The following is a 26650-nucleotide window of genomic DNA, read 5'->3' as shown; positions in this document are numbered from 1 at the left end:
CGGTCGGCCGCTCGGACCGGCCGACCGTTCGACCTGGCCCGTGGACACCGCCGACTCGGCGGCGATTCAGCGCTCCCGCGCTTCCCGTCCTGCCCGCGGCGCGGCTAGGCCGCCGTCTCCCCGTCCAGCTCGCGGACCATGTCGATGGCCCGGCCGAGGTTGGTGAGGCGGGCGTCCAGGGTGTCGCCGGCCGGATAGAGACGGACCGTGTCGACCCCGGCGTCGCGCCATACCCTCAGCCGCGCCCGGACCATGTCCTCGGTGCCGATCAGCGTGGTGGCCAGCACCATGTCGTCGGTCACCAGGCCGGCCGCGCCGTCACGGTCTCCGGCCTGCCAGCGTTCCCGGACCTCTGCCGCGATCTGCGCCCATCCCTGGCGGCTGTAGGCGTTGTTGTAGAAGTTGGTGGTCCGCGAGCCCATCCCGCCCAGGCTGAAAGCCAGTTCCTTCTTGCGTCCGCCCACCATCGCGCGCAGCGCTTCCTCGTCCTCCGCGAAGGCCACCTCCGCGCCCTGGCAGACGTCGAAGTCGGCGCGCGACCGCCCCGCCACGGCCAGCCCCGCGTCCAGGTGGTCGAAGTACGCCTCCTTGGCGCCCTCGGGGACGAAGCTGGTGCCCAGCCATCCGTCGGCGATCTCGCCGGTCAGGCGCAGCATCTTGGGTGACAGGGTCGCAAGGTAGATCGGGATGTCGTGCTCGGCGCGCGTCGACAGGCCCATCGGCTTGCCCTCACCGTCGGGCAGCGGGATCTGGAACTCCCGGCCCTGGTAGGAGATCTTCCCGCCCGCGACGGCCTGCCGCACGATCTCGACCGTCTCCCGCATACGCGACAGGGGCCGGGCGAACGGGACTCCGTGGAGACCCTCGATCACCTGCGGACCGGACGGGCCGAGTCCCAGCAGGAAGCGGCCGTCGGAGATGTTCGACAGGGTGATCGCGGCCCGGGCGATGGCCATCGGTGTGCGGGTGGAGAGCTGAATGATCGCGGAGCCGAGCAGCATCCGTTCCGTACGCGCGGCCAGATACCCCAGCGGCGACGGGGCCTCGGCGCCCCAGGCCTCGGCCACCCAGCAGATGTCCAGGCCCAGTTTCTCCGCCTCGGTGACGAACTCCACCGTCTCCGGCCAGCCGGTGGACGCCTCGATCGTGGTCGACGTACGCATCAGCCACACGCCTTTCCGGCCTCTTCGGCCAGCTTCTTGATCTGTTCGAGGGTGGTGCCGATGTTTCGCTCGAACTCGCGCATCCGCACGAAGACGATCTTCTGCTCCTTGTCCGGCATGCGGTCGATGGCGAAGGAGAGGCCCGAGCGGCCGGGGCCCAGCTGCATCCACTGCCGGAGCAGCGTGCCGCCGTCCTGCGGATCGAGCGTGAACCTCCACATCGCGGAGGGGTGTTCGGGGTTCTCCACCGCCCAGGCGAACAGGCTCGGGGGTTCGTACCCGACGATGTGGGAGGTGGTGGCCCACTCACCGAACGCCTCGTGCTTGCTCCTGCCCACGAACCGGGCCCCCAACGCCGGGCCCGTGCTTCCGTCGAGCCAGTCCACCGACCGCAGTTCCGGGCTCAGGCGGGGCATCAGTTCGATGTCGGAGACCAGCTCCCACACCCGGTCCGGCGGGGCAGCGATCCAGATCGGCACCTCGACCGTCGGTTTGTCCGCATAGCGCGCACCCGTCCACTCCATGGCCCGGCCCTCCTCGTCACCACGACAGACCCCGGCAGCGGCGAAGGGGTCCCTGCGCCTCTGCGTCTGCGTCTGTGCCTACGGCTACATTTACGTCTCCGTGTCTCTGACCACTAAAGTTGTGTAGATAGACTCACTTGTCAAGCAGAGGGAGTGGTCTCGCGAATCTTGTCTCAGTCGGCGAACCTCGCCCGGACGTCCGGGCGTTCGGCCAGGCGCGGCGGATACCCCGGCCCCATTCTGGAGCGCGTGTTGTCGGCGGTCATCGGCCCACCGCAGGCGGCGCACACCACTTCGGCGTGACTCTCCTGTCCGCACGTGTCGTGGTGGAGCACGACCGGCGGGCCCTCGTCACCGGCCAGCCAGCGGTCTCCCCAGCGGCTCATCGCCAGCAGCACGGTGTGGAAGTCGCGGCCCTTCTCGGTGAGGACGTAGTCGTACCGGACCGGCTCGGTCTGGTAGGGCCGCTTCTCCATCAGCCCCTCGTCCACGAGTCGCCGCAACCGGTCGGTGAGGGTGTTGCGCGCGATCCCGAGCGACTCCTGGAACGCGTCGAAGCGCTTGATCCCGTACCCGGCCTCACGCAGCACCAGTGGCGTCCACCAGTCGCCCAGCAGGTCCATGGTCCGAGCGATCGAGCAGGGCCAGTGCGCGAAGGACGTCCGTCTCATGACGCCAGCATACGTGTCCATCTGGTAAAGCAACCCAGCAGGTGGGGACGTCGATACACAGGGGGAGGAAGCCCCGGAGCCGGGGGCGACGGCGGTCCGCGGGGGTCCGCACGCGAAGGCGAACGGCCGCCCGGTGTCAGAGGCCGCTGGCAGCATCAGTCACCATGCACACCGCCGCGACCGCTCGATGCCGCCGCGGCCTTCCCCGATCTCGCTCCGCTGGCACGTACGGCGACCCGTTGCACCCCCGCCCCGGATCTCCTGCACCACAGGACAGTTCGGTCGGCGGCCCGCTGCTGTGGCCCGCCGACGAGCCGTGGCCGCACTGCGAGGGCCCCCACGAACCCGACAGGCCGAACCCGGCCGGGCCCCCGGCGGATGTGAGGCTGGAACGACAGATCCGTGCCGCCGCGCACGGCAGGAGCATGACCCCGGAGGAACGGGAGACCCTGGCCCGGATTCGCCCCGCGAGGAGCTATCCGGTGACAAGTCGCCCGGCCGTCCCCCTGCCTGACGGTCCGACAGCGATGTACCCATTGGCGCAGCTGCACGCGCGTGACGTGCCCGATCTGCGTGCGCCCGCCGGGGCCGATCTGGGTCTGGTGCACGTTCACCTGCACGCGGCGGGGTGTCAGGTGCGGGTGCGGTCCGCGGCGCGGGACTCACCACCCGAGGTGCGGAGGCGCGGAGCGCGGCACGCTGTAGGGCGTGGCCTACCTGGTGGCGGCGTCGGGCGTGTCGCTGTTGCTGTTGCTGTTGCTGTTGCTGTTGCTGTTGCTGTTGCTGTCGGAAGGCTTGGGTGCCTCGCAGGTGATCTCGTCACGCGGTGTGTAGTGGGTGTGGTACGGCTCCCGCTTCACTTCCTTGCCGTCGTCGTAGAAGACGCGGTCCACGGTGACGTCGAAGCCTTCGAGCGGTGTCTGGGGCACGCATTTGTCGTCGACGCGCACCTTCTTCTCAGGCGGCTTCACGTTGGTCCGGGGCCCCTTCACCGACCTGATCTCGTCGTAGCGCTTGGTGCCGATGAAGGTGATGGTCACCGAGGTGTCGGTGGACTCGGCCTGGATGTAGATGGCCTTGCCGGAGTCGTTGGTGAACCTGAGATCGAGGCTGCCCCAGGCGACCGTCGCCTCACGGCCCTCGGGGTAGCGCTCGATGTAGAAGGAGTGGGCGCCGTGCTCCACGGGCTTGACCCCGGCGAAGAACATCGCGTTGAACATCGTCGTCGCCACGGAGGAGACTCCGCCGCCGGCCGCCTTGGTGAACTGGTCGTCGAGGATCATGATGCCCTCGACGAAACCGTTGGCCTCGGTGCGTTGGCCCACGGTCCGGTTGAAGCTCCAGGTCTTGCCGGGCATGACGACGGAGCCGTTGATGAGCTGGGCGGCCCGCCCGATGTTCTTCGTGCGGTAGGCGGCCGGTTCGAAGTTGACGGTGAAGGATGACATCTTCTGCGTCAGCCCCAACCGCGCGGCGTTCTCGCGGGTCACCTCGGGCTGGGTGCGTCGCGCCGCCACTTCTCCGGTACGGGCGGAACCCGTCCTGGTGAGCAGCGGGAGTACGGCCTCGCTCAGCGCGTCGTCGCTGATCTGTACGCCGGGGCGGGCGTCCTCGGCCACCACGGCGCGATCGCCGTCGAGCCGCAGGCGGGCGTTCTCGGCCGTGGTGGTGACGGCGGCCAGGGGGCGGGCGATCGCGGGGGCGGAGCGCAGGCCCTTGGCGTCCAGGTTCGGCAGCAGCCGGCCGGAGCCGTCCGGCCGCATGGTCAGGTACGTGCCGAGGACGGCCTGATCGACCGTGAAGCGCCTGCCGGCGGCGGTGAGCGTGACGGGCGCCGACATGGCCGGCGACGCGAAGTCGCGCACCGCCCGCCGTACCTCGTCCGTCGCCACCTTCGGCTCGGTCTCCCGGGCGGGGAGGACCGTGACCGTGTGCGCCGCGCCGTTCAGGAAGGACTCGCGCAGGGTGTCGACGGCGGCGTTCACGTCCAGGGCGTAACCGCTGTGGGCAGCGACCTGTTCGACCCGGCCGTCCTCGAAGGTGACGGCACCGTCGCGCACCTTCTGGTCGAGGGCCTTCGCCAGCTGTCCGAGCGTGGTGTGGGCCCTGCCCTCGTCGACGCGTACGACCGGTTCGATGTCACCCCCCGAGCGGAAGAATCCGCCGATCACACTGGCGGGGTCGGACGAGGTGCGTGCCGCCCGGTCGACGGTCCGCTCGGTGTCGAAGCTGAGTCCTGCCCGCCGCGGGTCGACGGTGCCCCTGCGGTCGCCGACCCGTACGGCCAGGTCCCGCGAGCCGGCCGCCGCCAGGTGATCGTCCAGCTTGCGGATGGCCTCCGTACGGCTGAGGCCCCCGATGTCCACCCCGTGCACCGTCGTACCCGCCGCGATCTCCCCGCCCGTGACGAGCAGCCCGGCCAGATACAGACCACCGAGACCGACGGTCAGCACACCCCCTGTCAGCACTGGGGACGGCACGGAGGCTATTCGCAGGCGCATGGGTCTCCCGGACGAGGGATCGAAGGGCGGCGCACGCGACGGCGTGGCGCCACGAGCTGGGCAAGCACCTCAAGCTACCCATAACGGATTACAGGCACGTATGCCGCAGAACACGTATGTTTCGGATCACACCGGGCCGTCAGGGAGATCATCACGGGGGCGGGCACGTGGTTGGCGCGGGACCGGAACCTGGCGGGCACCTGGCCGCCGCAAGGCAGGAAGCACTCCGGCGGCGGGACGGCGCAGACAGGTACCGGCGGGCGTCCCGTGCTCCGTCCTTGGGACGCCCTTGGGACAGGCTTGGGGCACTGTTTTGCCGGACCGGCAACAGAAATGGCGTACGGGGGCACGGTGGGCGACGGTGAGCCCGTGACTGATGACATCGCAGCGGGATCGCCCGTGTCCGACCTCCCCTCGCCTGCCGACGCGTACGTGGGAGACCCCTCGGTGCGCGCGGAGTGGGACAGCCGCTACACCGACCGAGCACAGCTGTGGAGCGGTCGGCCCAACGGCGCGCTCGTGGCAGAGATCGCCGGACTCACCCCGGGGCGGGTGCTCGACGTCGGCTGCGGCGAGGGCGCGGACGCCGTCTGGCTCGCGCGCCAAGGCTGGGAGGTGACCGCGCTGGAGGTCTCCGGCGTGGCGCTGGAGCGGGCGGCCGGACACGCGCGGGACGCCGGCCTCACGGTGCGGTGGGTGCACGCCGAACTCACCGGGGCCGCCCTCCCACCGGCCTCCTTCGATCTGGTCTCCGCGCAGTATCCGGCCCTGCTGCGCACCCCCGACGCCGCGGCCGAGCGGGCGCTGCTCGCTGCCGTCGCGCCCGGCGGCGTGCTGCTGCTCGTCCATCACGCGGGGATGGACACCCAGGAGCCGCACGAGGGCGGCTTCGATCCCGCCGACTACGTCTGGCCCTCGATGGTCGCCGACCTGCTCGACGACGACTGGGTGGTGGAGGTGGACGAGCAGCGGCCGCGTGTGGCACCCGAGGGCGGCGCCGGCGCGCACCACACCGACGACGTGGTGCTGCGGGTACGGCGCCTGCGCTGACTGCTCCCTCTGGGCCCTCGGTGACAGCCGGGGCGGAGTCATGCGCGCCGACATGGACCAGCGGTCGACGTACGACGGGCTAGGCTCCGGGCCGGCTCCGAGTTCTTACGGAGGGGATCAACGTGATGACGGAAACCCGCCTTCACGTTGATCCCCTCCGTAACTCTGACCACGGCATCACACCGGTCGACGACCTGTCGTCCAGCGGCCTGACGAGCCGCAGCTGCTGACGCGAGAGCGCCAGAGGAGCCCCATGCGACGCGACACACTCAAGCGATCCAGGGCGACCCGCCGGGTCGTCGCCACCGCGGCAGGCTTGGCCCTGGGAGCGGGAGGTCTGGTGGCGGTCAACGTGTACGCCTCCGCCCACGAGGGCGGAGGCGACTACGCGACCACACGCGTCTCCCGGAGCCAGAGTCAGGGCCGGGCCGTTCGGACGCCGGCGGCCGGCGCCGTCACGACCAGCTGCCCGGACGTCAGGGCGACACTGACCTCGGTCCCCGGCCAGGCCAAGGGGCAGGTCGACAGAGAACTCGCCCTCCTCGACAAGCAGGTGGCCGAGGCGTACCAGCGGCTACGGAGTTCGGCCGGTGCCCGTCAGCAGGACAAGAACTTCGTCACCAACGCGATCATGGGCCCTCTCAGTGCCTGTTTTCTCAACTCGGGGTGCCCTGGGTCCGGTCAGGGAGCTGGCAGCGGTCAAGGAGTTGGCGGTGGACCGCGGGCGCGGCGGTGACGCGCAGGGTGTAGCCGTGGCCGCGTCGTACGGTCACCCCCTGGTCAAGCGCGGCGCGCTCGGCGGGCACCGGGTCGGCCGTGCGAAGTAAGTCGGCGACCTTGCCTGGCATGTCGAGGACGACCGGCAGCTCCGGGGCTGGGGCGCCCGGGTCGGCGACCGTACGCTCGGACAGGAGGTCGGCGACGGGGATGGCGCCGCGGCGTACGTCGTGGTCGCGGGCGAGGGTGGCGATGGACCGGCCTTCCAGGTATGCGGTGCTGTTGGCAAACCCTGTCATCCGCCATCGGATCTGATTGGGTCGGCGCCGCTGTCGGGCCCCGGAAAGTCCGGGTTCATCGGGCGCCTGCCGTGCCTGTCGTCATTCGATCGTTTGCCGACACTCAGGCAGTGGTTCCGGCGACCACGTCGACGGCGTGGCGCCGGTGTGCTGCGAAGAGGTCGAGGGCGGTGTCGGTGTCCCGGGCGCGCAGTGCGGTGACGAGTCCGTGGTGCTCGCGCGGGATGCAGTCGAGGTAGCCGGCGGTGCTGCGGCCGATCCGGGTCAGCAGGAACAGGTGGACCTGGCACCGTATGCCGTCCCAGGCGTCGGCGAGGCGCTGGTGCCCTGCGGCGGCGAACACCGCGTCGTGGAAGGCGATGTCCAGGCGCACCATCTCGTGCGCATCGCCGGCCCGCTCCATCATGTCGGCCGTCTTCGCGATGGACGCGAGGTCCTCGTCCGAGGCGTGGGCGATCACCTGCCGTACGGCGAGGTCCTCCAGCGCGCCGCGCAGGCTGTCGAGCTCAGCCACGTCCTCGGCGGACAGCGTCGTCACCGTCGTGCCCCGGTGCCAGGCACAGTGCACCAGGCCCTCGCGCTCCAGCAGCCGCAGCGCCTCGCGCACCGGACCACGGCTGACGCCCAGCTCACCGGACAGCTCCACCTCGCGCAGCTGCTCGCCCGGGGCGTAGGCCCCGTTGAAGATGGCCTCGCGGATGCGGTCCGCGACCTCGTCGGCCAGACCCCGGCGGCGAGCCGGGGCCACCTTGCCCTGATCACTCATGACCGAATTGCACCTCCTCCACCAATGACCTAATGTTAACATTCGGACGTTGTCGTGATGTCAACATTAGGACAAGTCGAGCGGGATCGCCCATGGGTCGCTCCGCTCCCCGGCAGGAAGGCAGTGCCATGACCGTTCTCGACTCCCCGATCCCCCGCTTCCACCTGGCCGTGCCGGTCGACGACCTGGCTGCCGCGCGCCGCTTCTACGGCGACGTCCTGGGCCTGGAGCAGGGCCGCAGTGCGGACACGTGGGTGGACTGGAATCTGCACGGCCATCAGTTCGTCACGCACCTCGCGCCGGAGCGCGCGCAGCGCCTACACAATCCGGTCGACGGCCACGACGTACCCGTGCCGCACTTCGGTCTGGTTCTGACGGTCGAGGCCTTCCAGGAGTTCGCCGAGCGGCTGCGGGCGGCGGGTACCGAGTTCGTCATCGAGCCGTATGTGCGTTTCGCGGGCCAGAAGGGCGAGCAGTGGACGATGTTCCTCCTCGACCCGGCCGGCAACGCGCTGGAGTTCAAGGCGTTCGCCGACGACTCGCAGGTGTTCGCCGCCTGACCGGCGGCCGGCACCCCCACCCCCACACGCGAAAGACAGGACGAGTTCATGAAGGTGTTCCAGATCGGCGCCGCCGGAGGAGTCGGCCGCCGCCTCACTCAACTCCTCACCGCACGCGGTGACTGTGTGACCGGCATGCACCGCGGGCCCGCTCAGGGTGAGACGGTGCGGGCGGCCGGCGGGACTCCGGTGGTCGGTGATCTCATCGCCGACTCGGTCGATGACCTGGCCGGCAGGATGCGCGGCCATGATGCCGTGGTCTTCTCGGCCGGCGCACATGGCACCGGTCAGGACAAGACGACCCTCATCGACGGCCGTGGCCTTCAAAAGGCCGCCGACGCGGCCGCGCTGGCCGGGGTGGCGCGGTTCGTCCTCGTCTCGGTGTTCCCCGACGCGCTGCGCGACGGGACACGTAGTGAGGGCTTCGAGCACTACATCAAGGTCAAGAAGACCGCCGACGTCTATCTGACGCGCTCCGATCTGGACTGGCTGATCGTCCGTCCCGGAACCCTTCTGGACACCCCCGGCACCGGCCGGGTCGCCGCCGGTCCCGCCGTCGAGTACGGCGACGTGCACCGCGACGACGTCGCCGCGTTCCTCGACGCCGCCCTGCACGCGCCGACCCTCAGCCGCGTGATCGTCGAGCTCACCTCCGGTGACACCCCCGTCGCGGACGCCGTCACCCGCCTCGCGGTCGCCTGAGCTCACACCCGCACCTCAACCACAGCACCCTCAGCAAGGAGAAGCACCATGACCGCCATCGATTCCTACAGCCACGACGTCTCCGGCGAGAAGGAGTTCGGTTTCGCCCAGGCCATCAAAGTCGGCGACACCATCTACGTCTCCGGACAGCTCTCCCACGACGAGCAGGGCAACTTCCTCTACCCGGGCGACTTCGACGCCCAGCTGAAGCAGTCCTACGCCAACTTCGAGAAGGTGCTCGCCCACTACGGCGCCACCCGTCACCAGGTCGTCTCCGAGACCCAGTTCATCGTGGACCTGCCGAAGTACAACATGGCGATGGCCGCGGCGAACCTGGCCTACTTCGGTGACCACCGCCCCACCAGCTCCACCATCGGCGTCGCCTCGCTGTTCTTCCCGGGCCAGCTCATCGAGGTCAACTTCGTCCTCGACACCCGTCTGCCGGCCTGATCATGAAGGTCGTCATCGCCGGAGGACACGGCAAGGTCGCCCTCCTCCTGGAGCAGCTCCTGTCCGAACGCGGCGATGTGGTCACCGGCCTCATCCGCAACCCGGCCCAGGCCGAGGCGCTGGAGAAGGCCGGGGCCCAGGCCCGGCTCGTGGATCTGGAGAAGGCCACCAGTGACGAGGTCGCCCGGCATCTGACGGGTGCCGACGCGGTGGTGTTCGCCGCCGGAGCGGGCCCCGGGAGTTCGGTGGGCCGTAAAGACAGCGTGGACCGCGGCGCGGCGATCCTGCTGGCGGACGCCGCCGAGAGCGCCGGTGCCGGACGCTATCTGCTGCTCTCCGCCATGGGCACCGATCTGCGGGCCGTCGACGACGAGAGCCTCGACCCGGTCTTCCGGACCTATCTGCGGGCCAAGCTCGCGGCCGAGAGCGCCGTCCGGTCCCGGACCGCGCTCCAGGCGACGATCGTCCGCCCGGGCTTGCTCGACGACACCCCTGGCACCGGCCGGGTCACGCTCGCCGAGCGGACCGGCCCGGGCCCCATCTCCCGGGCCGATGTCGCCGCCGTCCTGTTGGCACTGCTCGACGAATCGCGGCTGACCGGCCGGACCGTCGAGGTCATCGGCGGCAGCACTCCCATCGCGGACGCCGTGGCAGCCCACGCAGCCCACTGACCCGCCCACTCCGCGTCTCCCCTCATCTCCCCCTCGACGGCGTTGTCCCGGCCGGCGATGCCCCACCTGAAAGAGAAACACCGTGAGTACTCTGTTCACCCCCCTAAAGCTGCGCTCCCTCCAGATACCCAACCGGGTGTGGATGTCGCCGATGTGCATGTACTCCGCCGCCCCCACGGGCCCGGAGACCGGCGCGCCGACCGACTTCCACCTCGCCCACCTGGCCTCGCGCGCCGCCGGTGGCGCGGGCCTGGTCATGGCCGAGGCCACCGGGGTCCGCCCCGACGGGCGGATCAGCCCCTGGGACCTGGGCCTGTGGAACGACCGTCAGCAGGAGGCGTTCGCCAGGATCACCCGGGCCATCAAGGCGTACGGCGCCGTCCCGGCCATCCAGCTCGCCCACGCCGGCCGCAAGGCGTCGGTGGACAAGCCCTGGCTGTCCGACCGGTACGTGCCCCAGAGCGAGGGCGGCTGGCAGACGGTGGCGCCCAGCACGGTCGCGTACGACGGCCTGCCCGTCCCGCACGAGCTGACCGTGGCCGAGATCCAGCAGCTTGTGGCCGACTTCGCCGACTCCGCCAAGCGCGCCCTGGACGCCGGCTTTCAGGTCGCCGAGGTGCACGGCGCCCACGGCTACCTCATCAACTCCTTCCTCTCCCCGGTCTCCAACCACCGCACCGACGCCTACGGCGGCAGCTTCGAGAACCGCATCCGCTTCGCCCTGGAGGTCGTCGACGCGGTGCGCGCCGTGTGGCCCGCCGAGCTGCCGGTCTTCTTCCGCACCTCGGCGACCGACTGGCTGACCGAGAACCCCGAGGACACCCGCGAGGGCTGGACCGGTGAGGACACCGTCCGCCTCGCCAAGGAACTGACCGCTCACGGCGTCGACCTGCTCGACGTCTCGACCGGCGGCATGGTCCGCGACGCGAAGATCGTCGCCGGGCCGAACTACCAGGTGCCGTTCGCCGCCCGGGCCCGCAACCAGGCCGGTATCCCCACCGCCGCCGTCGGCATCATCACCGAGCCGCAGCAGGCCGAGGACGTCATCGCCTCCGGCCAGGCCGACGCCGTCTTCCTCGGCCGCGAACTGCTCCGCGACCCATACTGGGCACAGCACGCCGCCCTCGCACTCAATGCCGAGCCGACCTGGCCGGACCAGTACGCCTACGTCGTCCAGCGCCGCAAGCGCTGACCCTCAAGCCACCCTCCTGACCACCAGCCTTCTGCCTCACCAGGCACGATGCGTTGCACCACCTCCTTGGGAGATTGCACGATGGCCGAGCGCCGCAGAGTTCTGTTCGTGACCGACCTCGCCTACCCAGCCCGGGGGCGGCGCTACTGCGACGAGGACATCTTCCTGACCTCCCGACTGCGCGACGGCTTCGCCATCACCCTGTGCCACCCGCTGGACGCCGCCGCCCTGATGGACGCCTTCGACGTGGTCGTGGTCCGCAACAGCGGGCCCGTGCTGCACTACCAGAAGGAGTACGACGCCTTCCGGGAGCAGGCCATGGTCCGTGGCATCCGGGTCTACAACCCGCTGTCCGGCCGGGGCGACATGGCCGGCAAGCAGTACCTGCTGGACCTGACCGCCGCCGGATACCCGGTCATCCCCACCATCGATCGGCCCGAGGACCTGCACCTGCTGCCCGAGGCAGGCCAGTACGCGGTCAAGCCGAAAGCGGGCGCGGACTCCATCGGCCTGACCTTCGTGCCCCGAGAGCAGTTGAGCGACCTGGCCTACGGCGACATCCTGGTCCAGCCGCGCATCGACTTCCGCTACGAGGTGTCCTTCTATTACGTCGACGACGCCTTCCAGTACGCCCTTCACGCCCCCGATCCCGAGCGGCGCTGGGTCCTTGAGCCCTACGAGCCCACCGACGCCGACCTGGCCTTCGCCCGGCCCTTCATCGACTGGAACACCCTCGACCACGGCATCCAGCGCGTGGACGCCTGCCGCGCCCAGGAAGGCGAGCTGCTCCTCGTAGAGCTGGAGGACCTCAACCCGTACCTGTCCCTGGATCTGGTCTCCGACCGGACCCGTGACGCGTTCGTGGCGAGCATGACGGCATCCCTCCACCGGTTCCTGGACGCTCAGCCACGCGCCTGAGGTGGCATACGAGCCCTCAAGAGCGAGCGCGGCCCTGGGCAGACATGCCCCGACACGGGTTTAGGGCCTCCGGCGGCAGGCGGCGGCCGATGTCCGCTGCCGTGCCGGCTTGCGGGTGAGGCGGCGGGTCATGAGGGTGATCGCCGCCCAGGTGATCAGGGACTCGGAGTGCTGAACGAGTCGTTCGTAGTCTCGGGCATGACGGCGGGCGTGCATGAGCCACGCGAGCGACCGTTCGACGACCCAACGGCGGGGCAGAACGACGAACCCGGAGGTGTCCTTCGGACGGCTGACGGTCTTGATCGTGAGGTTCAGGTGTCGCTTGGCCCAGGTCACGAGCTTGCCCGCGTAGGCCCGGTCGGCCCAGGCAAGGGCGATCTCGGGGTGCATCAGCCGGAGGCGGAAGAGGACCTCCTTCGCCGCTGCGGAGTCGTGCAAGTCGGCCGGAGTGACCATTACCATCAGGGGCAGGCCGCGGGTGTCGACCACGAGATGCCGCTTGCGTCCATTGATTTTCTTTCCCGCGTCGTAGCCACGCGAGTCCTTACCGACGGTCTCCGCGGCCTTCACGGACTGGGAGTCGATGACGGTGGCGACCGCGCGGGGGCCTTTGCCCATCTCGCGGCGGATCCGCCCGGAGAGCTGGTCGCGGATCTGGCCGACGACACCGGCCGCGGCCCAGCGGGCCATGAAGCCCCAGACCGTGCGCCAGGGCGGGAAATCCGCAGGTAAAGCCCGCCATTCGCAGTCCGTGTCCACGACATAGCGGATCGCGTCGACGATGTCGCGGCGGGGATGCTTCTCCGGCCGGCCGGCCGCCGCGGCTGGTGTCGCAGGCCCGTGTGGGCAGCAGGGGTTCGAGCAGGGCCCATTCGGCGTTGGTGGTGTCCGAGGGATAGCGGCGGAGACGCATCACGGGTTGGCCCTCTGCAGTGCTGCCGGGGCCGCCCGCCGTCCGGGCGGCCCCCGCGATGAGATCGGCTCGATCTCCAGGGCCCGGTCCCCGATCGTCGACACCTCGCAGGGCGTCGGCCACGGCCGTGACGTCGCGGACGTCCGCGTGCCGCCAGTCCACCCCTTCGGGGATCGACGGCGCGACGCGGCCGGCAGCAGGGCGTCGAGGACGCGTACCTCGTGCCCGGCGCCGTTGAGAGCGGTGACGACGTACGAGCCGATGAAGCCCGCACCCCCGGTGACCAGGATCAACATGCCGCCGACCGTACGACGACCCGCCCGACCCCGGACCGGACGACGCCCGGCCGTCAGGGATTCGTAAGCCTTTCCACCCCCGACCGGACCGCCACCGCCACCGCCACCGCCACCAGCCCGTAACGCCGGACGAGGCGACCAGCGTCCGTACGCCGTGGCGCCCTCTGAAGCGCGTCCGTCACCGCGCCGAAGGCATCGACGGACCCGCTCAGTCGGCTTGGCCGATGGTCACGGTGCGGGATCCCGGAGTGAAGCCGTCGAAGGAATGTTCCCAGGATTCGCCCGGCCAGTAGTAGGTCACACGGCCCTCGGACGGCCGGTAGCGGGCGGTGTAAACCGTTCCCAATCCCTCGTCGTACGCGGATTGGTACAGCGGCGGCCGCAACATCGCCGCCACTTCTGTACCCGCTGCACGAACAGCCTTCAGCCGCTCCTGGGTCCGGGAGAACCGCTCCTGCTCCTCAGGAACCGGCTCGTGCTGGTGGTTGGCGGCGCAGGCGTCCGCGGCCTCGGTCATCGCGATGTCAGGCCCCACGAACACCGTCACCGCCTGCTCGGAGTCGACGAGCGTCACGTTCTGCGGGATCGCGATGGGTAGGGACCGCAGCCTGCCGACTGCCTCATCGACGGTGTCACATGTCTCCAACAGGTAGCGCAGGACGATGAGGATGGCGAAGCCAGGGCCGTGGACGAATCGTCCACCGAAGGTGAGTGACACCGCGAGTCCGGCGTCGTTCATCCCGTCCAGCAAGCCCCAGGCGGCATCCTGCATTCCGATCACCGGTCGGAGAAAGTGGGAGGAGACAATGGTGCCCTCACACTCGTCGGGGCTGAAGTCGTAGTTGCGCAACAGAGTGCCGTTGCCGCCGATCTGAGTGCAGCCCGAGAAGAACGGCCGCAGGGCGGCGAGGGTGAGAAAGGTTTCCCCGTCGGGCCGGTCGAGCTGCCCGGAGAGGCGGTCCAGAACGGGAACCAGCTCCGGCATGTGCGTCTCGAACAGCTTCCGAGCACGGTTCGCCCCCTCTAAGGTCCGCCCCTCCTCGGTCATCCACTCCTCCGCGAGCGGCCACAAGGCCTGTGTATGGGTTGCCCATCGCCCATCACTTCCGTCGCCGACCTCTACAGCACGGAAAGTCTTCTGCTGTTGGCTCATGCGGCCGCTCCCTACTGGACGTTGGACTGCGAGGCAGGTGACGGCAACCATGCCAACTCCGCAGGTGATTCACTAGGTCCCTGGAGCAGCACCGGCAGCGCCGCCGGTCAGGTCTCGGACGTCCAGCAGACGTCAGTACCGGGCGGAAGACCGGGACGCCTGACGGAACAGGAACGTCGTCCTCTGGGAGGGGACCCTCCGCTCGCCCTCTCCCGCGGGGTGGCTGGGCGAAGTCGAAGGAACTCGATGTCGGTGTCCGCTCGGTGTCGGTGTCCGGCCGGAGCGATGCACAATCTCGCCCACGGGAACCGACATCGGCCTCGGCACCCCCACCATGAGGAACGAGGGCTCTTGAACGCCGATGACGACAGCCCCAGCCGTGACCTCAGCACCTGGACGATCCAGCGTCTTCGGTCATTCGCCGATGCCACCCATGGCCCGCAGCTCGAATCGGTACGTGTCGTCGCGCAGGGTCATGCCTACGACGCCGACGCGCCCCGCGCAGCCCGCCGCCAGTGGGCGGAGCTTTCCCTGCGGGCCAACCAGCGTCTGCCTGGGGACAGTCCATGGGATCGGGCACGAAAGACGCATCATGACTTCATGCTTCGGATGTGGGTGATCGACCAGCTCGGTCCCGATCACGAGCACCAAGACTGGAACCCCGAGACCTTGCCAGCCGACACGATCGCCGCGCTCGCATTCACCCCTGTCGAGGCCCGTGCTCTCGCCGATCATTGGCGCGACCTCCCGGTGGAGCGGATCGGCGAGCTCCGGCGACACAAGAACCTCCCGTGGGAGGAGTGGGCCGACGTCACGGCCGAGGCCCAGGGCGACGCCGTCTGACGGCACGCAGGCCACCGCCCGGTGACGTCCTGGGCGGCCTGCAGGAATCGGGCCGCCGGATCGCGCAGGCGCTCGCCGCCCGCCCGGACGACGAGCGGCCGTGGGAAGCCCTGCGCAGGGCGTTCGACGTTCCTACGCGGATGAACGAGGAGGCGTCCGAGCAGGTGCTCAGCTATCTCCGCATGCTCCGGGAAACCCCGTCACTTCGGGCCCGGCACCACGAGAAGCAGCTGGCCGGGCGGAGCTGGTGGGTGTCCGAGGTCGCCCCTCGGCTGGAGACTGTCCCTTGCCTTCCCACGGACACCCGGCCGGGGGCCCTGGCCGCACTGCTCGACCGGGCCGTGGGGGCGTTCGGGGAGTGGCGAACACAGCTCCGGCCCGGTTCCCCCAGGTGCGGGGGCCGGGCCGGAGGATTCACCGGTGCCGGGTACGGGTCACCGGCGTGAGGTCAGTTCACGGGGCGAGCCGGTAGGCGTTCGTGATCGTCTCGCGCACGGTGTTGCCGCCCTTGTCCTTCAGGTCGATTCGGAAGGAGACGGCCTTGGCGGTCGTCGGGTGCTTCACGCTCACCGAGCGTGCCCCCTTGGCGTCGGTCTTCACGGTCAGCGGCTTCCAGGTCCGGCCGCCGTCGTAGGAGACGTTGACGGCGAGCGCCGCGACCTGCCCGGCCTTCGCGGCCGCGCCGCTCAGCTTGAGGGGCACCGTGAGCGTGCCGCCCGCCGGCGCCGTGCCCTTCAGGCTCAGCTTCGGCGTGAGCCGCACCGTCGACAGCGGCAACGCGACCGAGCGGTCCGAGGCCGGCCGGGCCGAGGTGAAGGTCCACACCCCGGACACCTTCGTGCTGGTGGAGGTGTCCGCGGCCGAGCGGCTCGCCTCGACCGTCAGGCGGTACGCGGCCGAGGCGTCGGGGACTTCGGCGCTCAGCCAGTCCGTGGCCGGGCCCTCGCCCCGTACCCGCCCGCCGGATTCCAGCCGGGCGAAGCCACCGGTGACGATCGAGAACCCGGGGTTGCCGCTGCCGTCGTGGAACAGCGGGACCCTGGCGTCGATACGGTCACCGGTCCGCTCGGCGCCCTGCTCCTGCGGGCTGCCCGCCGCGAGATCGGGGCCCACCACACCGGTGTTGAACCTCAGGGTGTGACGGGAGCCCGGCCTGTAGGTCACCGAGTCCTTCGCGTAGAACATGCGGGGCTCGCCGCGGGCGTCGAGCTGCGTGGCCTTCCAGGACCAGCGCACACCGGCCGTGGTGAGGTAGTGCGTCGTGGACAGCGGCAGCTTCTGCACCGGCGGCTCCTGTCCGCCGATGCTGTTGCCGCCTCCGTCCAGCGGTGTGAGGTGCACCTGGCCCCCGGCCCCGGTGACGGACGCCCCGAAGCCGAGCTTCACCTCGGTCACGTCGGCCCGGGTGAGGGTGCGGGTCAGCCCGGTGAAGAAGCTGCCCTCGCGGTTGAAGGCGAGCCGGTGGTCGACGTTCTTGGCGGCCGCGCCGGGCGCCTTCCACACGCCGTGGAACTGGGCCCGCAGCGTGGGGGACGCCGGGCCGAGGCCGGCGGTGCGGACCGGCGGCGCCCCGCTGGTGGACCAGGAGTCGCCCACACCCAGGGCCTCGTCGTAGTAGCCGACGACGGAGGTGACGGGCTTCGCGGTCCGGTCCGAGGCCTTCACCGAGAACGGCTTCGCCTTGCGGGAGTCGAGGGTGACCGTGACATCGCCGTTCACCTTCAGCACGGGCTGGACGAAGAAGCCGAGTTCGCCGTCCTCGGCGAAGACCAGGCTCTGCAGGTGGTAGGATCCCTTGCGCAGACGCTGGACCACCGTGCCGTTCGCGCGGTACGGGAGTTCCACGTACTGGCCGTCCCCGTCCCTGCGGCTGATCGTCGTCGCGTAGGAGGGCGGCACGGCGCCGTCGGCGTCGATGTGCCGCACCGTGACGTCGTACGACTCCGCCTCCCGCTCGGCCACCAGGCCGGTGCGCACCTCCTGGCCGTCTCCCTTCGCCAGTACCGTGCCGCCGAAGACGCCGTCGACGGTGCCCTTGCGTGTGTCGGCGGTGACGGTGGTCTTCGCGGTGCCTCCGGCCGGAACGGTGAGCTGGGTGTCCTTGACGGTGAACATGCCGGCCGGGACGGGGCCGCCCGAGGGACCGGTCCCGGAGACACTCAGGTGCACGGTGACGGGCCGGGGGCCGACGTTGCGGTACGTGACGGTCTGGGAGGCCGGCTTGTCGTCGGTGTGCGGCCAGGCCTGCGTGCCGAAGTTCAGCGAGCCCGGTTCGGAGACGACCAGGGCCGTGGCGGCACGCTCCAGGTCCACCCGGCCGGCGCCCTGCTGATGGGCGCTCAGCAGCGGGTTGGGCTCGGCCGAGCCGGTCAGGAGCGACTTCAGCCGGGCTCCGCTCCAGTCCGGGTGCAGCTGGAGCACGAGAGCGGCGGCGCCCGCGACGTGCGGGGCGGCCATCGACGTACCCGAGTGCGTCGCGTAGTCCTCGCCCGCGGGCGGCGAGCCCTGGGTGCTCTGGGCGGCGGTGATGTCCACACCGGGGCCGGTGAGGTCCGGCTTGGCCGTACCGTCGAGGTTCGGGCCCCGGCTGGAGAAGTCGGCGATCCGGTCCTGCTTGTCCACGGCACCGACCGTGAGCGCGGCGGGGGCACTGCCGGGTGACCAGATCGTGCCGGGGCCGTCGCCCGCGTTGCCGGCGGCCACCACGAAGAGGGCCTTGTCGGAGAGCCGGGCGATGGCCGCCTCCATCGGATCGACCCCCGGGGTGTCGGGTGAGCCCAGACTCATGTTGACGATCCGCGCGCCCTGGTCGACCGCCCACTGCATACCGGCGACGATCTTCGAGATGTCTCCGCGGTTGTCGTCGGCCAGGACCTTGACGTCCAGCAGCTTCACGTCGGGTGCCACGCCCTTGTGGCGGCCGCCGGACTTCGTGCCGCTGCCGGCGATGGTGGAGGCCACGTGTGTGCCGTGACCGACGCGGTCCTTGACGTCGGGAGAGTCGCTGAAGTTCTTCTGCGCGATCTCCAGGCCCTTGAGGTCCGGGTGGGTCTGGTCCACGCCCGAGTCCAGGACCGCGACCTTGACGCCCTTGCCGGTGTAGCCCGCCTTCCACATGGCGGGCGCACCGATCTGCGGCACGCTCTCGGCCAGCGCCCCCCGGACCTTCGCGTCCAGCCAGACATGGGCGACGGGCCGCGAGGGGGCGGCCGTACCGCCTGCCGTACGGGCCGGAGAGCGGCCGGTGACAGCCGCCCACAGGGCCGGGGTGCCGGATTTGGGTGCCTCGAAGGCCTCGCCGTCGACCGCCGGCAGTGCCCGGCGATGGCGGACGGCGACCCCCGCGAACGGGTCGCGGGCGGCGGTGAGGGCCTGCGCTCCGGGGCCGTCCTGCCGGTATCCGACGATCAGCGGCAGCGTGGTGCGGTGCCCGTCGTCGTACCCGTCCCGGACGAGCCGCTCGACGTCGAAGAGGCGCCGGTCGAGCACGCCGTCGGCGACCAGGCGCAGGGCGTCCTGCGGGACGACGTAGGTGCGTCCCGCCTCACGCCGCACCGAGAAGCCCATCCCCTGACGGCCGTTGCCGCGCACCAGCCGAAGCACCTCACCGCCGGAGTCGACGACCACACGGTCGCCGGTGATCAGTGTGACGGTGGCCGGCTGCTTCCCCTCGTCCGAGCCCTTCCCCTCGTCCGAGCCCTTCCCGTCGTCCGAGCCCTTCCCGTCGTCCGAGTCCTTCCCGTCGTCCGAGTCCTTCCCGTCCGGGTTCTTCCCGTCCGGGTTCTTCACCCCGTCGAACACGGCCGGGCCGTCGGCTCGCGCCTGTTGTCCGCCGACGGACACCGCCCCCGTGACCAACGCCCCGGCCATCACGGCGGCCAGTACCGCCGTTCTCGCGCGTGCTGTGGATCCCACTCGTGTTCCCCCGCCTCATCCGCACACCTCTGCACACCAACGTGTTCTCCGGTACTACGCACGGGTGAGAAGTTAGGTTGCGCTGTGGCGAGAGCGAATCGGGGGACGGCGGAGAGGGGCGGGGCATGACGGCCAAGTACGACGTCAAGCGTGAGCTCAAGCGGTGCTATGCACCCAGGAATTCCGACTGGGAGCTGGTCGACATCCCCGAACTGCGTTTCCTCGCCGTCGACGGGCACGGCGACCCGAACACCGCCGCCGCGTACCGCCACACGGTCGAGGCGCTCTACGCGGTCGCCTACACCGTCAAGTTCACGAGCAAGCGGGAGCTGGGCCGGGACTTCGTCGTGGGCCCGCTCGAAGGGCTGTGGTGGGCGGACGACATGACCGACTTCCTGGCCAGGCGCAAGGACAACTGGCGGTGGAGACTGCTCATCAACGTCCCCGACTGGATCACCGACCCCGTGATCGAGGACGCCCGGCGGACCGCCCTGGTGAAGAAGGGCAATCCCGTGATCGGGGAGGTCCGGCCGGAGACGCTCCACGAGGGGACCAGCGCCCAGGTCCTGCACCTCGGGTCCTACGACGACGAGACACCTGTCCTGACCAGGCTGCACCACGACTACCTCCCCGCCAACGGCCTGCGGGAGGCGGGGCTGCACCACGAGATCTATCTCAGCGACCCCCGCAGGACCGACCCGGCCAAGCTGCGGACCGTCCTGCGGCAACCCGTGGAGCGACTGCGCGACGCCTCGTGACGCCCGCAGGGAGCGGTGAGTCTCGTGACGCCCGCAGGGAGCGGTGAGTCTCGTGCCGCCCGCAGGGGGCGGTGAGCCTCGTGCCGCCCGCGCGGGGCTGGAGGGGGCGCGGTCGGCTTCAGGAATCAGGGACGGGCCGGGGATCGATCCACAACGACTCGGAGACGGCGCACAGTTCACCGTCGGCGGTGGCGAGCGCGACACCCATCGTGTGTTTGCGGCCGGACTCCGACAGCAGCCAGGCGTACACGACGTGCCGCTCACCCGCGGCGACCGGCCGCAGAAGCGACCCCGTCAGGGCCGCGGTGACCGCGCCGGGACGCTGGGTGCCGAGGAAGCGCCCCGCCCAGTTCCCCGGGCAGTCCAGGACGCCCCAGACCAGTCGGGACGGGAGAAGACCGTCCGGTTCGGCGAAGGTCCGGGACGGAATGAAGGCGGAGGCCACGAGGTCCCGGCCGGGCACCGGCGCGCAGTGCACGCGCAGGCCGCGGTCGGGTGCCCGCAGGCCGCAGCCGAAGCAGTCGACCACCCCCGGCGGTGGCTCGGCCCGGTACCTCTCGGACGAGGCGGCCGCCTCCTGCCAGGAGGGGGCGGCCGGCACGTCGAGCGACAACTCCGCGGGGCGAGCCGCGGCGAGGGGCCGCTCGGCCTCACCCAGCCGAACGCCTCCCTCCGCCGATTCCGCGATCGCCTGGGGCGCGCCGACCGGCACCGGCCCACGGAAGTCCACCCGTGCCGTCCGCGTCCCCAGCCTGTCCGCCAGCACACCGGCGACGTAGCCGCCGAAGGCCACCCCCGGGTAACCGACGTACAGCTCCGGCACCACGATCGCGTCGGTTCTCGTCATGATCCCCACTTCACCACACGCCGGGGATCACGCTCCGCCGACCGGCCGCACCCGGTGCCGCCCCGGCCTGCCGACGGTGACCTCGTGGAGGTCCGGAGCGTCGTACTAGCTCGTCCACTTGTGGGCGACGTCGACCACGATCCGGTCGTCCAACTGGAGCACACGGAACGGCAGTCGGGCACGGACGCCGAGGCCGACCTGGGTCTGCCCCTCGAAGGTGCCGCCGAAGCGGGTGTCCCGGAAGGTGCTGTAGCCGCTGACGTTCACGCCGGGCAGGCGCTTGCCCACCACGCCCGGGTAGGTCGGCACGCCGGCCTCCAGGTCCCAGCTCCACGCGCCGACGCGGATGTCGAGGATCGCCCCGCCACTGACCGGTATGTACTGGCCCGACGGGTCCGCGTACAGCCGGTCCACGTAGGCGACGTGGTAGGTGACCTTGCCGCCGCCGGGCACGTCGAACACCATGCGGTCGTAGCACGCGTGCCGTCCGGTCCTGATGTCGCGCAGGTGATCCGCGCCCACCGCGGGGCCGCCCTTGGCGCCGCTGCCCCAGCCCGTCGGGCAGGCCGCCACCGCGCGCGTGCCCTCTGTCCTCGTCTCGGCACCCGCGGTGCCGGCCGCCGTCCCCAGCGTGGTGCCCGCGAGCACGAGTACGGCCACTGCCGCTCCGATACGTCGCATGATGTGCCCCTTGATCACGTTTTGCCGTGTAGCTCCTGGTGCCGGATGAGACAGCTGGACGGGCGGGATGGTTGCACGCCCGGCAGAGGAAAAATCGGGGGATCTCTCCCGCGCGCGTCACGGCGAAGCGGAATCAGGGTCCCGTCGCGGGTACGGCCGCTCCCAACAGGGCTTTCGTCGCGGCGTGTCGGGGCATGGTGAAGACCTCGGCGGTGGGGCCGGATTCCACGACGCGGCCGGCCTCCAGCACGGTGACCGTGCTCGTGCGGTCGGCGATGAGCGGCAGGTCGTGGCTGATGAGGACGAGGGTGGTGCCGCTGCGTTCGCGGAGGTCGGCCAGCAGGTCCATGATGGCGCGGCCCGTGTCGGCGTCGAGCGCGGAGGTGACCTCGTCGCAGATCAGGACCTCGGGCTCGGCGGCCAGGGCCCGGGCGATGGCGACCCGCTGCCGCTGTCCGCCGGACAGCTCGTGGGGGTAGCGGCCGGCGAAGGCGGCCGACAGGCCGACCTGTTTCAGGAGGTGCGTCACTCGCTCGTCGATCCCCGCCGAGGGGCAGCGGCGGTGCAGGCGCAACGGGCGCCCCACGGTGTCGGCGACGGAGCGGCTGGGGTTGAGCGCGCCGAGCGGGTTCTGTGTGACGAGCTGCAGTTGGCGCCGCTGTTCGCGGGTACGGCCGCGCAGGCCCGTGCTCAGGGGGGTGCCGGCCAGGTGGATCGTGCCGGCCGTGCCGCGCTGGAGTCCCACGACGGTACGGACCAGCGTGGTCTTGCCCGAGCCGGAGACGCCCACGATGCCCACCGCGGCGCCGGAGGCGACGGTGAGGTCGACACCGGTGAGCGCGGGCGTTCCGCCGAACGCCACGTGCAGGTTCCGTACGTCGAGAGCAGGTTGGCTCGCGGGGGCCGCGGGAGCGGTACGGGTCGCGAGGGCGGCGGTACGGGTCGCGGGGGCGGGGACGGGCATCGGCAAGCGCGGGGCCGGGCGCGGGCCGAGTTCCACGACGTCGTCCGCGAAGCGCTCGACCACGGCCGGGTCGTGGCAGGACAGAGCGATGGCGAGATGGTGTTCGCGGGCGAGATGACGCAGCAACTCGGCTATCTCGTCGCGCAGTTCGGGGTGCAGGCCGGCGGTCGGCTCGTCCAGGAGGAGGACGTCGGGGCGGCGGGCCAGGGCGCGGGCGAGGGCGACGCGGCGCTGTTGTCCGCCGGAGAGGGTGCCGGGGCGGCGGCTGGTCAGGCGGCCGTCGTCCGGGAGGCGGACCTCGGCGAGGAGCGCGGTGACCGCCTCGGGGCCGCGGTCGGCGGCGAGTTCGCGGACCAGGGTGCGTACCCGCATCCGGGGGTTGAGCCCGGAGCCGGGGTCCTGGCCGACGTAGGCGAGGCGGGTGCCGCGCAGGGTGCGCAGTTCCCGGTCGGTGAGGGCGAAGACGTCGTGGCCGAGGACGTCGACCCGGCCGCCGGTGCGGGTGGTGCCCGGCGGGAGGAGGCCGGTGAGGGCGCGCAGCAGGGTGGTCTTGCCGGCGCCGGAGGGGCCGGTGAGGGCGACGAGGCGGCCGGGGTGGACGGTCAGGGAGGCGTCGCGCAGCAGATGCCGGCCGTCGGGTGCGGCCACGGTGAGGTCGGTGACCTTGACCGCCGGGGAGTCGTCGCCCGGCGGGGTCTCCGTGTGCGCGTACCGGTCGCGGGTGTGGCTCACAGGACGGTCACCGCCTTCCGGCCGGTCTGGGGGGCGAGGGTGGCGGCGGCGAGGTTGACGCTGAGGGCGAGCAGGCCGATGGCGATGCTGGGGGCGACGACGGCCCAGGGGTTGAGGAGGAGGCCGGAGGAGTTCTCGCGGATCATCAACGCCCAGTCGGCGGCGGGTGGTTGGGGGCCGACCTGGAGGAAGCCGGCGGTGGCGACGAGGTAGACGGCGGCGACGAAGCGCAGGCCGAACAGGGCCAGCAGGGTGGCGCGCAGGTTGGGCAGGATCTCGCGGACGACGAGGTACCACAGGCGTTCGCCGCCGGCGGCCGCCGCCTCGACGTACCCGGCCTCGGCGATGGGGGTCGCCGCGCTCGCCGCGAGCCGGACGGCGTAGGGCACGCCGAGGACGACGGAGGCCGCGATGACGGCGAGGCGGCCGCCGTCGGGCCAGGACAGGGTGACGAGGAGGATGCCGAGCACGGCCGGGAGCAGCATGAGGACGTCGGCGGTGCGTTCCACGAGGCGTCCGACGAGGGGGCGTACGGCTCCGATCGCGCCGAGTACCGCGGCCGTGCCGGTGACGAGGAGGGCGACGAGCAGGGAGGAGAGCACGAGGTCGCGGCCGCCGGCCAGCAGACGGCTGAGGACGTCACGGCCGAGCTGGTCGCCGCCGAGGAAGGCCGCGGCGTCGGGGGTGGCGTAGGGGGCGGTCACGGGTGCGTCCACGGCGTTCGGGGCGAGCCAGGGGCCGACGAGGGCGAGGCCGATGAGGAGCAGGGCGGGGGTGCTGCGCAGGGCGGCTCTGATGCTCACCGTCGGACTCCTGTCGCGAGGTCGCGGACCAGGTCGGCCAGGAGCAGGACCGCGGTGATGACGGCGCCGGACAGGGCCGTGACGCCGGCGATGACCGGGCTGTCGCGGTCGCTGACGGCGGAGGCCAGGACGGAGCCGATGCCGGGGTAGTTGAAGATGGTCTCCACGACGACCGCGCCGCCCAGCAGCATGCCGGTGGAGGTGGCCAGGCCCGCGGCGATGGCGGGCAGGGCACCGGGCAGCACGTGGTGGGTGAGGACGCGGTGGGGCGGCAGTCCGTCGAGGACGGCCGTCTCCACGTGGGGGGCGCGGGCCTCGTCGGCGAGGGCTGCGCGCACGATGCGGATGTTCCAGCCGGTCTGCGGGACGGTGAGGGCGAGGGCGGGCAGCACGAGCATGGTCCAGTCGGCGGGGGTTCCGTCGGCGCCGGTGAGGGTGACGGCCGGCAGCCAGCCGGTCCACAGGGACAGCACCAGGACCAGGGCGACGGCCACGACGAACTCGGGCAGGGCGAGGACGGCGGTCGCGGTGCCGGAAACGGCCCGGTCGAGACGTCCGCCGGGGCGCAGGGCGGCCCAGCAGCCCAGGGCGAGGGACACGAGCGCGGTGAGCAGCAGGGCGATGCCGCCGAGCAGCAGGGTGTTGGGGAAGGCGCTGGAGAGCAGGTCGGTGACCTTCTCGCCGCGCGCCGAGGTGCCGAGGTCGCCGGTGGGCAGACCGGTCATCCAGTCGCCGAAGCGTTCGAGCACCGGGCGGTCCAGGCCGAGGAGGGCCCGGCGGGCGGCGAGGTCGGCGGCGCTCTCACCGCGTTCGGAGGTGGCGGTGGCGGCGTCGCCGGGCAGCAGTTCGACGGTGCCGAAGACGAGGGCGAGGAGCACGGCGAGCAGGACCGCTCGCTTCAGCAGGACCGTGCCCCCGCGGGCCAGGAGCAGGACAGAGGTACGCGCCGACCGCCTGCCCGGAGTGACCCGGGAGGCGGCCGGCGCGGCGGTGTCGGGGGTCAACTGGCCAGCCACGCGCCTTCGAGCTGCACCCTTCCGTACCCGGGCAGGGTCGGCAGCCCGCGCACCTTGGCCCCGGCGAGGTCGATGCCGTCGGCCATGCCCCACAGCAGGTAGCCGGAGCTGTCGTACTCGATCTTCTGGAGCGCCTTCAGCAGTGCGGTGCGCTCGGCCGGGGCGGCGGTGCCGATGGCCTTCTCGTACGCCGTGTCGAAGTCGTCGTCCTTCCAGCCGGCCTCGTTGGTGCCGCTGTCGGAGACCATGGTCTTGCTGGCGAAGAAGACGACGGAGTCGTTGGTGCCCCAGTACGTGGTGTACAGGTCGCCCTTGAGCCAGGTCTTGTCCCAGAAGGTGGCCGATTCCTGCTTGACGACCTTGATCTTGACGCCGGCCTCGCGGACCTGGGTGGCGAAGAGGGTGGCCGACTCGGCGAGGCCGGAGATGTCCTCGGTGGTGTACAGCTCGTAGGTCTTGGAGGTGTCGAACTTCGCCTCCTTCAGCAGGGCCTTGGCCTTGGTCAGGTCCCGGGTGCGCTGCGGGAGATCCTTGTCGTAGGCGGGGTCGCCGGTGCCGAGGACGTCGTTGGCGACGGTGCCGTAGCCGGAGAGAACCTGCTTGACCATGGCCTCGCGGTCGACGGCGAGGCGCAGTGCCTCGCGGACCTTGGGGTCGGCGAAGGGGCCGTCGGCGGTGCGCATGACGAGGGGCATCGCCATGTCGTTGGGGCGGCGGACGGCCTGGACGTCCTTGCGGCTCTCGGCGGTCCGGGCGGCGACGGCGCCGACGTTGGAGGCGAGGTCGATCTGCCCGGCGAGCAGGGCGCTCGCCATGGCCTGCGGGCTCTCGAAGATCTTGACTTCGATGGCGTCGAGGTGGACCTGGCCGCCGTACCAGTCGTCGTTGCGCACGAGGCGGGCGTTGCCGCCGCGGAACCAGTCGAGCTTGAAGGGGCCGGTGCCGGGGGCCTTGGCGATGTCCTTGTCGGTGGTGCCCTTGGGGACGACGAAGGTGGTGAGGCGGACCAGCAGGGGCAGTTCGGCGTTGGCGTAGTCGGAGACGATGACGACGGTGTCGGTGCCGTCGGCGGTGATGTTCTTCGCCTGGATGCCGGGCAGGCGGGAGGCGCCGGAGGGGGTGGCGCGCAGCCGCTTCAGCGAGAAGACGACGTCCTCGGCGGTGACCGGTGTCCCGTCGTGGAACGTGGCGCCCTTGGCGACGGTGAACCGCCAGGTCTTCAGGTCCTCGGAGGGTTTCCAGCTCGCGGCGAGCCGGGGTTCGGTGTTGGGCTTGGCGCCGGGGACGGTGAGGGTGTCGTAGAGCAGGCTGATGATGAGGTAGTCGCTCTCGTTGGCCTGGCTGCCGTGCGGGTCGCGGGTGATGGCGCCGGCCCGGCCGAGCGCTCCGACGCGCAGGGTGCCGCCCTTGCGGGGCTTGGCCGAGTCGCCGGTGGCCGAGGCCGTGGGCTTGTCGTCGCCGCCGCAGGCGGTGAGCATGACGCCCGCGCCGATGGCGCCGCCGGTCCACAGCAGTTGACGTCGCGTCAGGTGCACTTGTCCCTCA

The 26650-nt window shown here is 71.1% G+C and carries 24 protein-coding genes and 2 pseudogenes; 10 read left to right on the top strand and 16 right to left on the bottom strand.

Going from position 1 to position 26650, the window contains the following annotated elements; genetic code table 11:
- Positions 1-104 precede the first annotated feature (104 nt).
- The 4 genes from H4687_RS43100 to H4687_RS43085 form a co-directional block, all read right to left on the bottom strand.
- A complete protein-coding gene (locus H4687_RS43100; protein WP_046918451.1) occupies positions 105-1163 on the bottom strand; it encodes an LLM class flavin-dependent oxidoreductase in 1059 nt (352 codons plus the stop codon).
- Complete coding sequence (locus tag H4687_RS43095; RefSeq protein ID WP_046918433.1) at positions 1163-1687, bottom strand: SRPBCC family protein; 525 nt, start codon at positions 1685-1687, stop codon at positions 1163-1165. The genes H4687_RS43100 and H4687_RS43095 overlap by 1 nt, the downstream gene beginning before the upstream one ends.
- Positions 1688-1860: 173 nt before the next feature.
- Complete coding sequence (locus tag H4687_RS43090; protein ID WP_046918434.1) at positions 1861-2358, bottom strand: winged helix-turn-helix transcriptional regulator; 498 nt, start codon at positions 2356-2358, stop codon at positions 1861-1863.
- 713 nt (positions 2359-3071) lie between these two features.
- On the bottom strand, positions 3072-4859 hold the full coding sequence (locus H4687_RS43085; protein ID WP_078907308.1) for a VanW family protein: 1788 nt from the start codon (positions 4857-4859) through the stop codon (positions 3072-3074).
- A 369-nt stretch (positions 4860-5228) separates the two neighbouring features.
- Between H4687_RS43085 and H4687_RS43080 the strand changes: the two genes are divergently transcribed.
- Entirely contained in the window at positions 5229-5909 is a 681-nt protein-coding gene (locus tag H4687_RS43080) for a class I SAM-dependent methyltransferase (RefSeq protein ID WP_046918453.1), read from the top strand.
- Between the two features lie 656 nt (positions 5910-6565).
- On the opposite strand, the gene H4687_RS43075 is transcribed toward H4687_RS43080, so the two are convergent.
- Together H4687_RS43075 and H4687_RS43070 are read right to left on the bottom strand one after the other, a co-directional pair.
- Entirely contained in the window at positions 6566-6925 is a 360-nt protein-coding gene (locus H4687_RS43075) for a hypothetical protein (protein ID WP_046918435.1), read from the bottom strand.
- A 103-nt stretch (positions 6926-7028) separates the two neighbouring features.
- Positions 7029-7691 carry a GntR family transcriptional regulator gene (locus H4687_RS43070; protein ID WP_046918436.1) on the bottom strand — a complete coding sequence of 221 codons (663 nt, stop codon included), beginning with the start codon at positions 7689-7691 and terminating at the stop codon, positions 7029-7031.
- Positions 7692-7819: 128 nt separating this feature from the next.
- On the opposite strand from H4687_RS43070, the gene H4687_RS43065 reads away from it, so the two are divergent.
- From H4687_RS43065 to H4687_RS43040, 6 genes are all read left to right on the top strand, one after another.
- The gene (locus tag H4687_RS43065) at positions 7820-8251 is read left to right on the top strand and encodes a VOC family protein (protein ID WP_046918437.1); all 432 of its coding nucleotides are present in this window, start codon (positions 7820-7822) and stop codon (positions 8249-8251) included.
- A 48-nt stretch (positions 8252-8299) separates the two neighbouring features.
- Positions 8300-8953 carry an NAD(P)H-binding protein gene (locus H4687_RS43060; protein ID WP_046918438.1) on the top strand — a complete coding sequence of 218 codons (654 nt, stop codon included), beginning with the start codon at positions 8300-8302 and terminating at the stop codon, positions 8951-8953.
- A gap of 48 nt (positions 8954-9001) precedes the next feature.
- Positions 9002-9403, top strand: a complete 402-nt coding sequence (locus tag H4687_RS43055) for a RidA family protein (RefSeq protein ID WP_046918439.1) — start codon at positions 9002-9004, stop codon at positions 9401-9403.
- A 2-nt stretch (positions 9404-9405) separates the two neighbouring features.
- Positions 9406-10074: an SDR family oxidoreductase gene (locus H4687_RS43050; protein WP_046918440.1), complete on the top strand. Its 669-nt coding sequence runs from the start codon at positions 9406-9408 to the stop codon at positions 10072-10074.
- Positions 10075-10156: 82 nt separating this feature from the next.
- Positions 10157-11266: an NADH:flavin oxidoreductase/NADH oxidase gene (locus tag H4687_RS43045; RefSeq protein ID WP_046918441.1), complete on the top strand. Its 1110-nt coding sequence runs from the start codon at positions 10157-10159 to the stop codon at positions 11264-11266.
- Positions 11267-11347: 81 nt separating this feature from the next.
- Positions 11348-12184 (top strand): ATP-grasp domain-containing protein, encoded by an 837-nt coding sequence (locus H4687_RS43040; protein WP_046918442.1) that lies wholly within the window; start codon positions 11348-11350, stop codon positions 12182-12184.
- A gap of 111 nt (positions 12185-12295) precedes the next feature.
- On the opposite strand, the pseudogene H4687_RS43035 reads toward H4687_RS43040, so the two are convergent.
- The 3 genes and pseudogenes from H4687_RS43035 to H4687_RS43025 form a co-directional block, all read right to left on the bottom strand.
- Positions 12296-13097, bottom strand: a pseudogene (locus tag H4687_RS43035) (IS5 family transposase); the annotation flags it as partial.
- A gap of 96 nt (positions 13098-13193) precedes the next feature.
- Positions 13194-13393, bottom strand: a pseudogene (locus H4687_RS43030) (NAD-dependent epimerase/dehydratase family protein); the annotation flags it as partial.
- A gap of 208 nt (positions 13394-13601) precedes the next feature.
- Positions 13602-14546 carry an acyl-CoA--6-aminopenicillanic acid acyltransferase gene (locus tag H4687_RS43025; RefSeq protein ID WP_046918445.1) on the bottom strand — a complete coding sequence of 315 codons (945 nt, stop codon included), beginning with the start codon at positions 14544-14546 and terminating at the stop codon, positions 13602-13604.
- 351 nt (positions 14547-14897) lie between these two features.
- On the opposite strand from H4687_RS43025, the gene H4687_RS43020 reads away from it, so the two are divergent.
- Entirely contained in the window at positions 14898-15389 is a 492-nt protein-coding gene (locus H4687_RS43020) for a hypothetical protein (RefSeq protein ID WP_046918446.1), read from the top strand.
- Complete coding sequence (locus tag H4687_RS43015; RefSeq protein ID WP_192781784.1) at positions 15347-15835, top strand: hypothetical protein; 489 nt, start codon at positions 15347-15349, stop codon at positions 15833-15835. Before H4687_RS43020 ends, H4687_RS43015 begins: the two co-directional genes overlap by 43 nt.
- Before the next feature lie 7 nt (positions 15836-15842).
- On the opposite strand, the gene H4687_RS43010 is transcribed toward H4687_RS43015, so the two are convergent.
- Positions 15843-19304: a S8 family serine peptidase gene (locus tag H4687_RS43010; RefSeq protein ID WP_159026246.1), complete on the bottom strand. Its 3462-nt coding sequence runs from the start codon at positions 19302-19304 to the stop codon at positions 15843-15845.
- Positions 19305-19429: 125 nt separating this feature from the next.
- Between H4687_RS43010 and H4687_RS43005 the strand changes: the two genes are divergently transcribed.
- On the top strand, positions 19430-20062 hold the full coding sequence (locus H4687_RS43005) for a GyrI-like domain-containing protein (RefSeq protein WP_046918447.1): 633 nt from the start codon (positions 19430-19432) through the stop codon (positions 20060-20062).
- 118 nt (positions 20063-20180) lie between these two features.
- Here H4687_RS43005 and H4687_RS43000 read toward each other — a convergent pair whose 3' ends face one another.
- The 6 genes from H4687_RS43000 to H4687_RS42975 form a co-directional block, all read right to left on the bottom strand.
- Positions 20181-20909 carry a hypothetical protein gene (locus H4687_RS43000; RefSeq protein ID WP_046918448.1) on the bottom strand — a complete coding sequence of 243 codons (729 nt, stop codon included), beginning with the start codon at positions 20907-20909 and terminating at the stop codon, positions 20181-20183.
- A 105-nt stretch (positions 20910-21014) separates the two neighbouring features.
- Complete coding sequence (locus H4687_RS42995; protein WP_046918456.1) at positions 21015-21590, bottom strand: AMIN-like domain-containing (lipo)protein; 576 nt, start codon at positions 21588-21590, stop codon at positions 21015-21017.
- A 133-nt stretch (positions 21591-21723) separates the two neighbouring features.
- The gene (locus tag H4687_RS42990) at positions 21724-23286 is read right to left on the bottom strand and encodes an ABC transporter ATP-binding protein (protein ID WP_050398586.1); all 1563 of its coding nucleotides are present in this window, start codon (positions 23284-23286) and stop codon (positions 21724-21726) included.
- Positions 23283-24089 (bottom strand): ABC transporter permease, encoded by an 807-nt coding sequence (locus H4687_RS42985; protein ID WP_046916462.1) that lies wholly within the window; start codon positions 24087-24089, stop codon positions 23283-23285. The genes H4687_RS42990 and H4687_RS42985 overlap by 4 nt, the downstream gene beginning before the upstream one ends.
- Positions 24086-25021, bottom strand: coding sequence for an ABC transporter permease (locus H4687_RS42980; RefSeq protein ID WP_225968392.1), 936 nt, complete (start codon positions 25019-25021; stop codon positions 24086-24088). The genes H4687_RS42985 and H4687_RS42980 overlap by 4 nt, the downstream gene beginning before the upstream one ends.
- A gap of 68 nt (positions 25022-25089) precedes the next feature.
- Positions 25090-26640 (bottom strand): ABC transporter substrate-binding protein, encoded by a 1551-nt coding sequence (locus tag H4687_RS42975; RefSeq protein WP_046916464.1) that lies wholly within the window; start codon positions 26638-26640, stop codon positions 25090-25092.
- Positions 26641-26650 lie beyond the last annotated feature (10 nt).

It is taken from the genome of Streptomyces stelliscabiei (genome assembly GCF_014873495.1).
Taxonomy (GTDB): Bacteria; Actinomycetota; Actinomycetes; order Streptomycetales; family Streptomycetaceae; genus Streptomyces; species Streptomyces bottropensis.
The sequence above is the reverse complement of the archived record's forward strand: the minus strand, read 5'-3'. Positions and strand labels throughout refer to the sequence as shown.